The following is a 15,398-nucleotide window of genomic DNA, read 5'->3' as shown; positions in this document are numbered from 1 at the left end:
TTAGAGCAGACGCCAGGGCAGCGCTTCACCCGAACGCAGCGGCTTGAGCTGGGCTTCACCGAAGGGGAAGCTCTCGGGTGGGGTCCAGCTTTCCTTCACCAAGGTGATGGTGCCCTGGTTACGCGGCAGGCTGTAGAAGTCCGGACCGTTGAAGCTGGCAAAGGCTTCCAGTTTGTCCAAGGCACCGGCGTTGTCAAAGGCCTCGGCATACAGCTCCATCGCCGCATGGGAGGTGTAGCAGCCGGCGCAGCCGCTGGCGTGCTCTTTGAGGTGCGCGGCGTGTGGTGCGCTGTCCGTTCCCAGAAAGAACTTGTGGCTGCCGCAGGTAGCCGCCTCGACCAATGCCACACGGTGGGTTTCGCGCTTCAGCACCGGCAGGCAGTAGTAGTGAGGGCGGATGCCACCGGTGAAGATGGCATTGCGGTTGTACAGCAGGTGGTGGGCCGTGATGGTGGCAGCCGTGAACTGGTCGGCAGCTTGCACGTACTGCGCAGCCTCTTTGGTCGTGATGTGCTCGAAAACGATCTTCAGCTCGGGGAAGTCGCGGCGCAGCGGGATCATTTGGCGGTCGATGAACACGGCCTCGCGGTCGAACAGGTCGATGTCGGAGTTGGTCACTTCGCCATGCACCAGCAGCAGCATGCCGGCGCGCTGCATGGCTTCCAGCGTCTTGTAGATCTTGCGCAAGTCGGTCACGCCGGCGTCGCTGTTGGTGGTGGCACCAGCGGGGTACAGCTTGGCTGCGACCACGCCAGCGTCTTTGGCGCGGGCGATCTCGTCGGGTGGCAGGCTGTCCGTCAGGTACAGCGACATCAGGGGCTCGAAACTTACGCCTGCAGGCACGGCGGCCAGGATGCGCTCTTTGTAGGCCAGCGCCTGGGCGGTACTGGTAACCGGCGGGCGCAGGTTGGGCATGATCAGGGCGCGGCCAAACTGGGCGGCTGCGTGCGGCACAACGGTGTGCAGGGCGGCGCCGTCGCGCACATGCAAATGCCAGTCGTCTGGCCGGGTCAGGGTAATGGTGGAGGCGGTGGTCATGCCCCAGATTGTCGCTGAAGCCGCCCCCGCCGGTATCAGCCCTGGCTGGGCCCTGACAGGCTGAGGCCGGTGCTGCCGCCATAGCCACCGGCGACCGGTACCTTGCCATTGCGCTCCAGCTTGAAGGTGCTGACGGCTGCGGCCAGCTGCACCGCATGGCCATTCATGGTGTCTGCGGCAGCAGCGCTTTGTTCCACCAAGGCCGAGTTCTGCTGCGTCATCTGGTCCAGCGCGGCAATGGCGGAGTTGATCTGGCCAATGCCCCGGCTCTGCTCGGTGGCCGCTGCCGTAATTTCGCTAAGCGTATCGGTCACACGCTGCACCGAGCTGACGATTTCACCCATGGTTGCGCCCGCATCAGCCACCAAGCGTGTGCCTTTTTCGACCCGCTCGACGCTGGCGCCGATCAAGATCTTGATCTCCTTGGCGGCCTGGGCCGACCGGCCGGCCAGGCTACGCACCTCGCTGGCCACCACGGCAAAGCCACGGCCCTGCTCGCCGGCACGCGCAGCTTCCACTGCAGCGTTCAAGGCCAGGATATTGGTCTGGAAAGCAATGCCGTCGATGACGGTGATGATGTCGGCAATCTTCTTGGAGCTGCCATTGATGTCGTCCATGGTGGTCACCACTTCCGACACTACCGCGCCGCCGCGCGCAGCCACCTGCGCGGCCGACATAGCCAACTGATTAGCCTGCTGGGCAGCGTCTGCGCTGTGCGAAACGATACCGGTCAGGTTGTCCATGGCATGCGCGGTCTGCTGCAGATTGGATGCGGTTTGCTCGGTACGCTGGCTCAGGTCCTGGTTGCCGGCAGCCACCTCGCTGCTGGCAACCTGAATGGAGTCCGCCGCCAGGCGGATGCCACCGACCAGGGATTTGAGTTTTTCCTGCATGGCGGAAATGGCCTGCAACACCCGGCCAGTCTCGTCAAAAATACGTACCTCGACCTGGGACGACAAGTCACCAGTGGCAATGCGTTCAGCCAGCACCACTGCGCGGTTCATGGGAGCGGTCAAAGTCGTTGTGATGTGCCAGGTAATGACACCTCCGGCCACCAGCGCAATCGCCACCAGCACGCCCTCCACGAGGAAGGCCTGCTTCTCCAAATCCTGCACCTCGGCGGCGGCAACCTCGGTCTGCTTACGCTGCAGCTCGATCAGCTCGGACACCTTGGCCCGCAGATCGGCTTCGGCCGGGCGCACCCGCTTCATCAAGGTCATCACGGCGGCAACGTTGTCACCATCCATGGCCTGCTTCAACGCATCCCTGACTTCTGGAAAAGCTTTTTTGCTGATCTGGGAAATATCAGCGATCAGAGCCCGCTCCTGCTCGGACGCACCTGGCTGTGACAGCAACGCATTCAGCTCTTGCTCGGTCTTCAGATAGGTGGCTTCGGCAGTCTGGGCGGCCTTGAACTCGACATCCAGTTGCTTGGGGTCCAGCTCGGTGAACAAGGCCACCGAGCGGCTCTGTATAGCCATACTGCTGATGGAACCCATCAGCTGGTTGGCCAACTCGCTCTTGCGGTTATTGGTGTGGACGATACGGTCCACATGGGCACCCAAGAGGTGCATGGCATACATGCTGGTGGCGGCCACGGCCACCAGCAAAGCCAGTATGTTCACAAACCCCAGGGTAAGACGGCGGGCAATCGAGAGGGAGCGGGAGAGGTGGAATGCCATTGTGTACCCTGGAGGTGTGGTGGTCTGACTTAGTGCGCCAGGATCTTGTTCAAAAAGTCCTTGGTGCGCGGCTGGCGGTTTTCCGGATGGCTGAAGAACTCATCTTTAGAGCAGTCTTCCAGGATCTTGCCACCCACGTCGATAAAGATCACGCGGCTGGCGACCTTGCGTGCAAAGCCCATTTCATGGGTTACGCACATCATGGTCATGCCTTCCTTGGCCAAGGTCACCATCACGTCCAGCACCTCGCCGACCATTTCGGGGTCAAGCGCAGAAGTGGGTTCATCAAACAACATGACCATCGGGTCCATGCTCAGCGCACGGGCAATCGCCACGCGCTGCTGCTGGCCGCCAGAGAGCTGACCAGGGAACTTGTCCTTATGCGCCATCAGGCCCACGCGGTCCAGCATCTTCAGGCCACGGACCTTGGCGTCGTCGGCAGAGCGGCCCAGCACCTTGATTTGCGCGAGGGTCAGGTTTTCGGTTACCGACAGATGCGGGAACAGTTCGAAATGCTGGAACACCATGCCAACGCGGCTGCGCAGCTTGGGCAAGTCTGTCTTGGGGTCGTGCAGCGCAATGCCGTCCACAAAAATCTCGCCCTTCTGGAAGGGCTCCAGCGCGTTGACGGTTTTGATCAGCGTCGATTTGCCCGAGCCAGACGGACCGCACACCACCACCACATCGCCCTTTTTGATACTGACATTGCAGTTGTTCAGCACCTGAACCGGGCCATACCATTTGGAAACGTTTTTAATTTCAATCATGTTTTACTCCACGAATCTGTATCAGCGAATGATCGCAATCTTGAGCTGCAGCTTTTTAACGATATAGGACAGGCCAAAGCAAAGCAGGAAATACACCACCGCAGCCAGCAGGTAGGCTTCTTCCGGGCGTCCATAGAGCTTGCCGGCGGTCGTGAAGCCCTTGAGCAAATCGTAGGCACCAATGGCATAAACCAAGGATGTGTCCTGGAACAGGATGATGGTCTGCGTCAGCAGCACCGGCAGCATGTTGCGAAACGCCTGGGGCAGTATCACCAGCTTCATGTTCTGCCCGTAGGTCATGCCCAAGGCCTGACCGGCATGCACCTGACCACGCGGAATGGACTGGATACCGGCGCGCATGATCTCGCTAAAGTAGGCCGCTTCAAATGCAATGAACGTGATGGCGGCAGAATATTCCGACCGGTAGTTGGCCCCGTCGGGCAGATACGAATAAAAGCTGCTAGGCACCAGCAGGAAGAACCACAGAATCACCATCACCAGCGGGATGGAGCGCATCACGTTGACGTAGACAGTGGCTGGCCACATCAGCAACTTGGCGCCCGACAGGCGCATCAAAGCCAGCACCGTGCCCAGCAAAATACCGCCGATCGTGGCAATCACCGTCAATTCAATACTGAAGAGAAACCCCTTCTGTACGAACTTGCTGATGATCTCCCAACTGAAAAACGAAAGGTCTAGTCCGCCCATATCAATGTCCCCCTCCGGTACCACCGGCTACGATGAAGCCGGGGATCGCCATTTTTTTCTCAACAAAACCCATCACGCGATTCACGGCAAAGGCCGAAACCGCATACAACAAGGTCACGCCCAGATACACCTCAATACCGCGAGAGGTTTCTTCCTGGGCTTGCATGGCAAACATGGTGAGCTCAGAAATCGACACCGCAAACGCCACGGACGAGTTTTTCAACAGGTTCATGGACTCGCTGGTCAGCGGCGGGAAGATGATGCGAAACGCCATCGGCAAAATCACATAGCGATAGGTCTGGAAAGTAGAAAAACCCATGGCCATGCCCGCATAGCGCTGCCCCTTGGGCAGAGCCTGGATGCCCGCACGGACCTGCTCGGCAATACGCGCCGAGGTAAAGAAACCCAGCGACACAACGACCAGCGCAAAGCCCGGTACCTTTTGCATCGCAGGAAAAATCTTGGGCACCACAAAGTACCAAATAAAGATTTGAACCAGCAGTGGAATATTGCGGAACAGCTCCACCCACAGATTGGCGAAACGCACGAGCCAAGGACTGTTGGGCAAGGTCCGCAGAGTTCCCATCAAGGCCCCAACCACCATGGACACTACCCAGGAACAACCGGCCACGGCCAAGGTCCAGCGCCAAGCCTCCATCATCCACTGCAGATAGGTACGCCCACTGCCGTCATCGTTGAGAAATATCTGCCAATCCAAACCCATAACGCTCTCCTCCAAAAATATGCCGCTCAGACGGGTTGCGGCCATGGCGCAGCCCTTTGGCAAACAAAAACCCCGCCCCTGTAAAAAAGGGGGGCGGGGTTTGGTTTACCTACTTACTTATTTTTTTGCGTAGTCTTCGGCTGGCTTATCGTTCAGATTTGCCCAGGCAGCCTTGGTCGCATCGCTAGCAGGCAGCCCCACCTTGGTGTTCTTCGGAGGAATGGGCTGCATGAACCACTTGTCATACAGTTTTGCCATTTCGCCCGACTTGACCATGCCAGCAATCGTGTCGTCTGCCAGCTTCTTGAACGCAGGGTCGTCCTTGCGCAGCATGATGCCGATAGGCTCTACGCTCAGCACTTCACCAACAATCTTGTAATCCGCAGGCGACTTGGAGGTGGCGATGTTACCGGCCAGAATCTGGCCGTCCATCACGAACGCGTCGGCACGGCCGGACTCCAGCAGCAAGAAGCTGTCGGCGTGGTCCTTGCCAAAAACTTCCTTGAAGTCCACGCCATTGGCGCGCTCATGCTTGCGCAGCAGCTGGACCGAAGTTGTTCCGGTGGTGGTCGCTACGCTCTTGCCATTCAACTGGGCGATCGAGGTAATGCCGGAATTGGCCTTGGTGGCAATACGCACTTCTTCCACATACACGGTATTGGCAAACGACACGTCTTTTTGGCGTGTGGCGTTGTTGGTGGTGGAGCCGCACTCAATATCCACCGTGCCGTTTTGCACCAGCGGAATACGGTTTTGCGAAGTCACCAGCTGGTACTTGGTTTCCAGCTTCTTGCCTGCTGCCTTTTCCAGATTGGCGATGATGTGCTGGCACACTTCGACGTGGAAGCCGGCAAACTTACCATCACCCAGGGTGTAGGACAGCGCGCCAGACGAATCACGCACACCCATCGTCACCACGCCCGATGCCTTGACCTTGCCAATGGTGTCCGAGGCTTGCGCAAAAGCGCCTCCTACTGCCAAAGCGGATACAGCCAAAGCCAACAAATGCTTCTTCATGAAAAACTCCTGGATAAAAGTAAGAACTACACAACGCAAATTTTAGGGACTACGCCCCGCGGGATAACCCTTGCGCCCGCATTTGGTGCACATCATGTGCGCACAAATACACATTTCACACTATGCAGACTCTGTGCCTGCCATCATGCAACTACCGCATAACTTACTCCGGTTTGGACACCAAGGACTGGAAAATGGTGGCCAACTGAGGACTCATGGGTAGATTGATGCCGGGCCCAGATGGCAAAGGACGCAGAAACCAGCGGGTATACAGCCGCTCCAGGTCTCCCTCTTCCGCCTGGCGGCGAAAACTTTGCTCCACCAGCTGCGCCAACGCAGCGTCGTCCTTGCGGAACATGATGCCGTAGGGGTCATAGGATAAAAACTCGCCCACCACCGCAAACTCGGCCTGGGCCTTGTTCTGCGCCAGCAGGCCGTAAAGCAGGACATCATCGGTAGCGAACGCATCCACCTTGCCCGCCTTTAGCTCGGCAAACGACTCCGCGTGGTCACGCGCCACCACCAGTTGCAGCCCAAGCTTGAACTTGTCCGACAGGGCGCGCATGGTTTTCTCATTCGTGGTGCCCTCGGTTACCACGACACGCTTGCCAGTTAAATCGCGGAACGAGCGCAACGCAGACCCTTTGCGGACCATCAACTTGGTGCCGGACACAAAGGTGACGGGAGAGAACGCCACCTGCTTTTCGCGCTCCACGTTATGGGTGGTGGAGCCGCACTCCAAATCCACCTGCCCCGAGCTCACCGCCTGCATGCGCGACTCGGCCGTCACCGGCTGCCAGCGCAGTACCAGCTCGCGGCCCAGCTCATCCTCCATGGAGGCCACCAGGGCACGGCAGATATCGATGGCGTAGCCTATGGGCTCCCCCCGGACTGACAGATAGGAAAAAGGCACCGACGAAGCCCGGTAGCCTATGGTCACAGCCCCGGTATCCCAGGCCTTTTTCAAGGTCCCGGTCAGCGCCTGGGCATGGCCGGCGCTGGCCATCAGGACTGCCACTGCGCCGGTCAGCAGGCATTGAGTCCACTTAAACGGCATGCTGTGTACCTTTACTGGCTGACGACCCGGACGGTCGCTGCGTCCATGGCGCGGGCATTCATTTCAGCCGCCTCCTCTGGCAGCAACTCTTTTTCCCACTTTGCAACGACGGCAGTGGCGATGGAATTGCCCACCGCATTAGTGGCCGAACGGCCCATGTCCAGGAAGGTGTCCACGCCCAGAATCAGCAATAGACCTGCCTCAGGAATATGGAACTGGTTCAGCGTAGCCGCAATCACCACCAGGGAGGCACGTGGCACGCCAGCCATGCCCTTGGAGGTCATCATCAAAATCAGCAGCATGGTGATCTGCGTGGACAGCGGCAGATGGATGTCATAGGCCTGGGCAATGAACAGCGTGGCAAAGGTGCAGTACATCATGGAGCCGTCCAGGTTGAACGAATAGCCCATGGGCATCACAAAGCTGGAAATCTTGCGCTTCACACCGAAACGGTCCAGCGCATCCAGAATCTTGGGGTAGGCGGCTTCCGAACTGGCGGTAGCAAACGACAGCAAAAACGCCTCCTTGATCAGCACCAGCAGCTTGAACACGCGCGGCCCCAGAAAGGCAAAGCCTGCCAGTATCAACACGCCCCACAGCAGGAACAGGCCCAGATAGAAGTCGCCCATGAAGACCGCGAACTTCAGCAAAATCTCCAGCCCGTTCACAGAAACTGTAGCAGCCATCGCAGCCAGCACGGCCAGTGGCGCCAGTTTCATCACATAACCGGTAATCTTCAGCATGACGTGCGAAAGCTCGTCGATGGCCGTCACCAGCACCTTGGCCTTGTCGCCCAATGCGGCCATGGCCACGCCGAAGAACATCGAGAACACCACGATCTGCAGAATTTCGTTATTCGCCATGGCTTCGGCAAAAGACTTGGGCACCAGATGGCTGACAAAGTCCTTGAGGGTAAATTTGGAGGTAGCCAAGCCGGCAGACGCACCAATGTCGGGCAAGGGCAGACCCAGGTTTTTGCCGGGCTCCAGCAGATTGGCCATCACCAATCCCAGCACCAGCGAAATCAGCGACGCGGTCACAAACCAGCCCAGGGCCTTGCCGAACACCCGGCCTACCGCCGACGCATCGCCCATGTGTGCGATGCCCACCACCAGCGTAGAAAACACCAGCGGCGCAATCAGCATCTTGATCAGACGCAGAAAGATGTCCGACATGATGGAGATGTAGCCGGCAATCTCGCTGGCGGCCTTCTTGTCGGGGAAGTTGAGAAACACCACGTAGCCGATCAGGATGCCCAGCAGCATGGCTAAAAGTATGGTGACTGCCGGAGGCATTTTGCGTTTCATATGTCTTCCTATTTCTGTACATCGGACCCGCGGCGGAAGCTCATGCCCCGCACGGGCCGTGGTGATCCATGGCGCGGATGGCCAGCAAGCCCAGGGCTAACATCCGCCGCCCCTCGGCACAAGCACACCGCCTGTCCAAGCGCCATACCGCCCAAAAACCTCCATGCAATGCGGCTATCCGCAGTGTGCAAGCCTCCAGGCTTCATGAAGGTGGCGAACTGTAAATGTCTGTTTCGCCAAACACCAATGCTGATTGCGCGCCGCCATATGCAAATTTTTCATAGCCTGCCGAATGCGCTGATTCCAGCATTTGGACCACCGACGCATGAACGCCAACGGCCGGCTTACTTCGCAGTTTTTTGGGATGCCAGGTAGGTCCACAAGGCCTGGGCGGTACCCTTGGCCGCCGTGGGGCCACTGGGCTTTTCGCGGTAGGCCCGCACATCCATGGTCATCTCCAGCCCGGTGAGGCCGGGTGGCGCAGCACTCACCAGTTTGCGTGTTCGCAACTCTTTCTTGACAGCACTGTAGGGCAAAAACGCAATGCCGTGGCCCTCCAGGGCCATGGCCTTCAGGCCCTCTGCCATGTCGGTCTCATACACCCGGTCCAAGTGGATGGGCGTGGCCGACTGCTTCAAAATCATGTCCACCGTCTGGCCCAGATAGGCACCCGGCGCGTAGCCCAGGTAGGGCAGCAGTTGCCCCGGACGACCCGGCAGCTGGAACAACGGCGCGCCCTCGGAATCCGCCTTGACGTAGGGAGCAATTACCTCCTGCCCCAGGCTCACCATCTCATAGCGATCGGCGGCCAGCTGAAAGGGCTGGGAACTGTGGTGGTAGGCAATCAACAGGTCGCAGCTACCTTCCACCAGACGCATCACCGCGTCGTGCACATTCAGGGCAATCAGACGGCTTTTGATCGGGCCAAACTTTTCGCGCAGCAAAGACACCCAGGCCGGGAAGAAGGTGAACGCCAGGGTATGCGGCACGGCAAACTCGATCACGTCCTGCCCGGCCGAATGGTGGCCGCGCAGCATGGCGCGGGTACTTTGCAGCGCCTGCAGCATCTCCAGCGATTGCGCGTAAAGGGTTTCGCCGGCGGGCGTGAGCCGCGTCGGGTACGAGCTGCGGTCCACCAGGTCGGTACCGGCCCAGCCCTCCAGCGCCTGGATGCGGCGCGAGAACGCCGGTTGGGTCACGTGCCGCAACTGGGCGGAGCGGCTGAAGCTGCGGGTTTCAGCCAAGCTGATGAAATCTTCTAGCCATTTGGTTTCCATGGCCAGATTATGGCCGCAGCCCCGAAACCCACACACCGATCCTAAATCGGGGAAACCACGGCTTGCCCCGCGAAGTGGCAGGTCGCGTTGTCAATGAAGCGCTGCACCGATGCCTCAATGGCCTGGGGGGACCAGCCCCCCAGGTGCGGCGTCAGCACCAGATTGTCGAAGCCCAGCAGCTCTGCGGGCGGCAGGGGCTCGCTCTCGTACACATCCAGGGCAGCACCGGCAATCTGACCGCTGCGCAAGGCCTCGGCCAGCGCAGCGGTATCCACCACGCTGCCGCGTGCCACGTTCACCAGATAGCCTCCAGCCCCTAGTGCAACCAGCACCTCGGCGTTCACCAGATGGCGCGTCGCCGGCCCACCGGGCGTGGCCACCACCAGAAAGTCGGCCCATGCAGCCAAAGACAGCAGATCGGCAAAGTAGCGGTGCGGCACCTGCTCTTGCTGCTTGCGGCCGTGGTAGCCAATCTGCATGCCGAAGCCCAGCGCCCGTTGGGCCACCTTGTGGCCAATGCCGCCCAGGCCGACGATACCCAGGCGGCGGTGTGAAACGCTGGCCGGCAGCGGCAAGGCATCGCGCCACAGGCCCTGGCGGCATTGCTGGTCCAGCTTGGGTACATTGCGCACCACGGCCAGCAGCAGGGCCATGGCGTGGTCGGCCACGCAGTCGTCATTGGTGCCGGCACCGTTGGCGAGCACCAAGCCACGCGCCCTGGCGTGGGCCAGGTCGATATTTTCAAACCCCACACCCAGGGCGCAGACCAGTTGCAGCGCGGGCATGGCGTCCATTTCGGCTGCCGTCAGCCCTACGCTGCCAATGGTCAGCACCACCTGGATGGCCGGGCCATCGGCCGCAATATGGGCAGCCCGCAAATCCGCCGTGGGCGCGTAAATCAGGTCAAAGAATGGCGTGACCATGGCCTGGTGGACATCGGCCATGTAGTTCAAGACAAGCAGTTTGGGACGTAGTGATGGCATGGTCAGAACGGTCTATCCAATTGGTGGGCTCCACCATTTACTATTAAATTCATAGCTACCAGCGCAGGTAATATCTGCGCCAGCGGCACATTTCCTCAAACCCTACTCAGCGCTTTGCTGCAGCGCCCACATGGCTGCATAGCGGCCATTGGCCAGCAACAGCTGGCTGTGCGTTCCACGCTCGATGATGCGGCCCGCGTCCATCACCAGGATCTCGTGCGCGTCCACCACGGTGGACAGGCGGTGGGCGATCACCAGCGTGGTCTTGTTGCGTGCAGCGGTTTGCAGCTCGGCCTGGATGGCACGCTCGTTGGCCGAATCCAAGGCCGAGGTGGCCTCATCGAAGATCAGGATGGGCGGGTTCTTCAGCAGGGTGCGGGCAATGGCCACGCGCTGCTTCTCGCCTCCCGAAAGTTTCAGCCCACGTTCACCCACCATGGTGTCGTAACCCTTGGGCGTCGCACTGATGAAGCCATGGATGCGCGCGGCCTGGGCGGCCGCTTCCACCTCGGCACGGCTGGCGCCGGGGCGGCCGTAGGCGATGTTGTATTCCACCGTGTCGTTGAACAGCACCGTGTCTTGCGGCACGATACCTATGGCCTGGCGCACGCTGGCCTGGGTCACGTTCTGGATGTTCTGCCCGGCAATCAGGATCTCGCCCTGCTGCACGTCGTAGAAGCGGAACAGCAGGCGTGCCAGCGTGGACTTGCCCGAGCCCGAGGGCCCAACCACCGCCACCGTCTTGCCCGCTGGAATATGCAGGCTCACGTCCTGCAGAATCGGTCGCGCCGGCTCGTAGGCAAAGAACACATGCTCAAACCGCACATCGGGATGGCCGTCGTTTGCGTCCAGCTGTAGCGGCTGGGCGTCCGGGCGATCAGCGATTTCGCGCTCTTTTTCCAGCAGGGCGAACATCTTTTCGAGGTCGGTCAGGCTTTGCTTGATCTCACGGTAGATCACGCCCAGAAAGCCCAGCGGGATGTAGAGCTGGATCATGAAGGCGTTGACCATCACCAGGTCGCCCAGCGTCATGCGGCCGTCCACCACGCCCTGGGTTGCGCGCCAGAGCATGGCCACCAGGCTGGCCGCGATGATGAGCTGCTGCCCGGTATTGAGCAGGCTCAGCGTGGTCTGGCTCTTCACCGAGGCGCGGCGGTAGCGCTCCAGGTTTTCGTCGTAGCGCTTGGCCTCAAAGGCTTCGTTGTTGAAGTACTTGACGGTCTCGAAGTTCAGCAGCGAATCAATAGCGCGGCTTTGCGCATGCGAATCCAGCTCGTTCATGGTCTTGCGAAACTGGGTGCGCCACTCGGTCACCGTCACAGTAAACGCGATGTACACCACCAGGGCAATCAAGGTGATCCAGGCGAACCACACATCGAACTTCATGGCCAGCAGGGTCAGCACAAAGCCGACTTCGATCAGCGTGGGAATGATGCTGTAGAGCGAGTATGAGATCAGCGAGTTCACCGCCCGCGTCCCGCGTTCGATGTCGCGCGTCATGCCGCCGGTCTGGCGCTCCAGATGGAAGCGCAAGCTCAGAGCGTGCAGGTGCTGGAACACCTCCAGCGAAATGCGCCGCGCCGCGCCTGCCGTGGCCTTGGCAAACACCAGTTCGCGCAGCTCGGTAAACAAGGAGGTAGACAGGCGCAGCAAGCCATAGCCCACCAGCAGTGCAGCCGGCACCACCAGTACCAAGGTGGGAACCAGCGCCTGGGCCGGCATCCCCGCCACATGCCCCCCGGCGGGGCTCATGGCATCGACAAGCTTTTTCAGCAGCAAGGGCACGCTGACGCTGGCGGCCTTGGCGGCCACCATGAAGCTCAGCGCGGCCACCACGCGCCATTTGTATTGCCACAGATAGGGAAACAGGCGACGCAGGGTATGCCAATCGGACTGCGTGGGCGCAGCTGCGGAATGGCCAGACATGACGGGAAGAGGGGCAATTTCGCCAGAGCGGCGCATCGGGGAGAATCTCACGTGTTATTACCAACCGATTGTCCCTGATGTCCGCACATTCCGACACGCATGTAGCTTTGCCCTCCGATATGGAACTGGTACTGAAAGTAGTTCCCATGCCGAACAACTGCAATGCCAGCGGCGACATTTTTGGCGGCTGGGTCATGTCGCAAGTAGACCTGGCGGGATCGGTCATCCCCGCGCGCGTCGCGCAGGGACGGGTCGCAACCGTGGCCGTGAAGGAATTCGTATTCAAGCAGCCGGTGCATCTGGGCGACATCCTGTCGCTGTATGCGGCCGCCACCCACATCGGGCGCACCTCGGTCACCGTGCGGGTCGAGGTGTATTCGGAGCGCCTGCACCGCCAGGGCCGCTACACCAAGGTCACCGAAGCCTCGCTCACCTACGTCGCCATTACCGAAAATGGCGAACCGCGCCCCCTGCCCCCGCAAGACTAAGCAACTCTCCGGTACCTCCACCCATGCCTATTGCCCCCCACTCCGCCCTGGTCGAAGAATGGCGCACGCTGCAGAACAACCATGAGCAATACGAGCGAGGCGCCATGCTGCTGAAGCTGGCGGCCCTGGTGGCTTTTGCCACGGGCTATGTGCTGGCGCTGCCGTATGAACTGACGGCCGGGCTGGCCTTGCTGGTCTGGATACAGGAGAGCATCTACCGCACATCCCAGGCGCGCCTGGGTGCCCGCCTGGTGCGGGTGGAGCAATTGGTGCAGAGCGAGGCTCCAGCCAGCAACGCCTGCCAGCTGCATACCGAATGGCAGGCAAGCCGCCCCGGCACCACAGGGCTACTGGCCGAATATGCCAGCCATGCGCTGCGGCCTACAGTGGCTTTTCCGTATGCGGTTTTGCTGATTTTGGAGCTGGTGGGCTACCTGGGGTGATGGCTGACGACAGCCACCAACCCATGGGCCTTTAGCCCGCGGCGGCCAGAATTTTGCGAATGGTCGCGGCCAGCTCCTCGGCCACAAACTTGCCGACGTAGGCGTCTGCACCCACGCTCTTCACATGCACCTCGTTGGCCGAGCCTGACAGGGACGAATGGATGATGACCGGAATCGATTTGAGCCGCGAATCCTTTTTGATGTTGCGGGTCAAGGTAAAGCCGTCCATCTCAGGCATTTCCAGGTCGGTCAGCACCAGGGCAATCTTGTCCTGGATGGACTTGCCTTCTGCCTGCGCCGCCTCGGACAAAGCCTGGACCTTCTCCCAGGCCTCCTTGCCGGTCTTGCACATGATGTAAGGCACGCCCACAGCGGTCAGACCTTGTTCGACCAAGGTGCGCGCCAGCGGAGAATCGTCGGCGGCGATGACCACCGAGCCAGGGCGCAGATTGATCTTGGGCCCCACGCTGGCGGGGTCCACGTCCGGCTCTTTGGGAGGCATCACGTTGCGCAGAATCTGCTCCACGTCCAGCACCTGGGCCAGACGGGTGTTGTCAATATCGCCGTCGAGACGGGCAATGCTGGTGATCATGCCGCCCGCGGTATTGGACTCGGCCGACAGCACCTGGCCCCAGTCCAGGCGAACAATCTGGTCCACTTCTTCCACTGCAAACGCCTGGGTCGAGCGGGCGTATTCGGTCACCATCAGGATGTTCAGGCCATTCTTGGGCAGGCAGCCCACAGCACCGGCCAAGTCGATCACCGGAATCACCTGGCCCCGGATATTGGTCATGCCCAGCAGGTGCTTGGACGAGCCCGCCACGGCGGTAATCGTCGGCATCACCATGATTTCACGCACCTTGAACACGTTGATGCCAAACAGCTCGCGATTGGTCGAATGCGGTGCTTCACCGAGGCGGAACAGCAAAAGCTCAAATTTGTTGCTGCTGGTCAGGTTGGTACGTTCGTCAATCTCTTGCTGTACGGTCGCCATAGTTTTCCCCTTTAATGCGTGCCATTAGAACTGGATTTGGATTTTTTACAAGTTTTAACATGATCGCCCAAAATACAGCGCGACCCCCTACATACCTGTTCAATATTTTTTCGAAGCAGAAGACTGTAACAACAAGCTCGGAAGCTTGTCGATAGCCATTAGAGCCTGAAAAACATCAGCCTGGCTTGCCGAGCAGGGCGTCCTTGAGCTTCCAGTCCGCCGGGCTGTTCCCCAGCCAGATACGCAGCAAGGCATTGAAAAACTCGGGCTCAGGAAAGACCTCACCCTGTTGCTTACCTTTGACGAACAACAGCGTACCCTCGCCCGGCGTCCACTCCAGCACAAAATTGTCGCCCGGCAGCAGCTTCTTTTGCTCTGCAAACACTTGCCCCATGCGGAACAAGCTGGGCACCAGCTTAGACAATTCGCTGCGGCTGGTGTTGTCCTCCACGCCACGGGTGAACAGCTTGCCCAGCTCGTTGGCATCGATCTCGCGCAGCATGGTGATACTGACGCGCTTGGGGCCCGGCATGGCAAGCACGTCCTCGGGCGTACCGGCCTTCTTGCCCAAGTACAGGCCTGCGCTATAGACCTTGAAAACAGCCTTGTAGCGCACACCCGCCCCATTCAGCTGCAGCGCCACGCCGCGCTGCTCCACGCTATCCGGGTAAGCCACGCCGGCCACTGTCACACCGTAGGCCGCCCCTGCCGCCCACAAGCCCAGCAAAATCGTGACCAAGAAACGCCTCGCATGCATATGCAATCACCCTGTGTAAGCGGCCTGGGCCGCGACACCTGCATTCTCACCCCTGCAACGGCCAGCCCAGCCCGCGCGGCTCCTGACAAACCCTGAACTCGGGTCACCTAGGCGACCGGTGGCCAACGGTTTGCTACACTTTAGCCATGTCTATCCCATGCACGATCACTGCAGGTTGCCTCGGCCAGGGAGCCTGGTCTTGGCGTAAGCCAACTTCTGCGCGCACCTGA

Annotated in this window: 15 protein-coding genes; 2 read left to right on the top strand and 13 right to left on the bottom strand. The window is 60.1% G+C overall.

Annotation, left to right across the window (positions count from 1 at the left end):
* From pyrC to AC07VY_RS12035, 11 genes are all read right to left on the bottom strand, one after another.
* Window positions 1-1,038, bottom strand: a complete 1,038-nt coding sequence (gene pyrC / locus AC07VY_RS12085; protein WP_495097642.1) for a dihydroorotase — start codon at window positions 1,036-1,038, stop codon at window positions 1-3.
* Between the two features lie 35 nt (window positions 1,039-1,073).
* On the bottom strand, window positions 1,074-2,720 hold the full coding sequence (locus tag AC07VY_RS12080) for a methyl-accepting chemotaxis protein (protein WP_495074184.1): 1,647 nt from the start codon (window positions 2,718-2,720) through the stop codon (window positions 1,074-1,076).
* A gap of 29 nt (window positions 2,721-2,749) precedes the next feature.
* Window positions 2,750-3,487 carry an amino acid ABC transporter ATP-binding protein gene (locus AC07VY_RS12075; protein ID WP_495074185.1) on the bottom strand — a complete coding sequence of 246 codons (738 nt, stop codon included), beginning with the start codon at window positions 3,485-3,487 and terminating at the stop codon, window positions 2,750-2,752.
* A gap of 21 nt (window positions 3,488-3,508) precedes the next feature.
* Window positions 3,509-4,195: an amino acid ABC transporter permease gene (locus AC07VY_RS12070; protein WP_495074186.1), complete on the bottom strand. Its 687-nt coding sequence runs from the start codon at window positions 4,193-4,195 to the stop codon at window positions 3,509-3,511.
* Window position 4,196: 1 nt separating this feature from the next.
* Window positions 4,197-4,919 carry an amino acid ABC transporter permease gene (locus AC07VY_RS12065; RefSeq protein WP_495074187.1) on the bottom strand — a complete coding sequence of 241 codons (723 nt, stop codon included), beginning with the start codon at window positions 4,917-4,919 and terminating at the stop codon, window positions 4,197-4,199.
* 117 nt (window positions 4,920-5,036) lie between these two features.
* A complete protein-coding gene (locus AC07VY_RS12060; RefSeq protein WP_495074188.1) occupies window positions 5,037-5,936 on the bottom strand; it encodes an amino acid ABC transporter substrate-binding protein in 900 nt (299 codons plus the stop codon).
* Window positions 5,937-6,099: 163 nt separating this feature from the next.
* The gene (locus tag AC07VY_RS12055) at window positions 6,100-6,993 is read right to left on the bottom strand and encodes an amino acid ABC transporter substrate-binding protein (protein ID WP_495097643.1); all 894 of its coding nucleotides are present in this window, start codon (window positions 6,991-6,993) and stop codon (window positions 6,100-6,102) included.
* 11 nt (window positions 6,994-7,004) lie between these two features.
* Window positions 7,005-8,300, bottom strand: coding sequence for a dicarboxylate/amino acid:cation symporter (locus AC07VY_RS12050; protein ID WP_495074190.1), 1,296 nt, complete (start codon window positions 8,298-8,300; stop codon window positions 7,005-7,007).
* A gap of 344 nt (window positions 8,301-8,644) precedes the next feature.
* Window positions 8,645-9,577 carry a LysR substrate-binding domain-containing protein gene (locus AC07VY_RS12045; protein ID WP_495074191.1) on the bottom strand — a complete coding sequence of 311 codons (933 nt, stop codon included), beginning with the start codon at window positions 9,575-9,577 and terminating at the stop codon, window positions 8,645-8,647.
* A gap of 41 nt (window positions 9,578-9,618) precedes the next feature.
* The gene (locus tag AC07VY_RS12040; protein WP_495097644.1) at window positions 9,619-10,560 is read right to left on the bottom strand and encodes a 2-hydroxyacid dehydrogenase; all 942 of its coding nucleotides are present in this window, start codon (window positions 10,558-10,560) and stop codon (window positions 9,619-9,621) included.
* Window positions 10,561-10,662: 102 nt separating this feature from the next.
* The gene (locus AC07VY_RS12035) at window positions 10,663-12,522 is read right to left on the bottom strand and encodes an ABCB family ABC transporter ATP-binding protein/permease (RefSeq protein ID WP_495097723.1); all 1,860 of its coding nucleotides are present in this window, start codon (window positions 12,520-12,522) and stop codon (window positions 10,663-10,665) included.
* 41 nt (window positions 12,523-12,563) lie between these two features.
* Here AC07VY_RS12035 and AC07VY_RS12030 point away from each other — a divergent pair, with 41 nt between their 5' ends.
* Window positions 12,564-12,974 carry an acyl-CoA thioesterase gene (locus AC07VY_RS12030; RefSeq protein WP_495097645.1) on the top strand — a complete coding sequence of 137 codons (411 nt, stop codon included), beginning with the start codon at window positions 12,564-12,566 and terminating at the stop codon, window positions 12,972-12,974.
* 23 nt (window positions 12,975-12,997) lie between these two features.
* Complete coding sequence (locus AC07VY_RS12025; RefSeq protein WP_495074194.1) at window positions 12,998-13,417, top strand: hypothetical protein; 420 nt, start codon at window positions 12,998-13,000, stop codon at window positions 13,415-13,417.
* 31 nt (window positions 13,418-13,448) lie between these two features.
* Here AC07VY_RS12025 and AC07VY_RS12020 read toward each other — a convergent pair whose 3' ends face one another.
* Entirely contained in the window at window positions 13,449-14,411 is a 963-nt protein-coding gene (locus AC07VY_RS12020; RefSeq protein ID WP_495074195.1) for a chemotaxis protein, read from the bottom strand.
* Between the two features lie 175 nt (window positions 14,412-14,586).
* Window positions 14,587-15,168: a chalcone isomerase family protein gene (locus AC07VY_RS12015; protein WP_495097646.1), complete on the bottom strand. Its 582-nt coding sequence runs from the start codon at window positions 15,166-15,168 to the stop codon at window positions 14,587-14,589.
* Window positions 15,169-15,398 lie beyond the last annotated feature (230 nt).

The organism is Rhodoferax sp. GW821-FHT02C08, from assembly GCF_059421805.1.
This window is presented reverse-complemented; position numbering and strand designations above follow the sequence as displayed.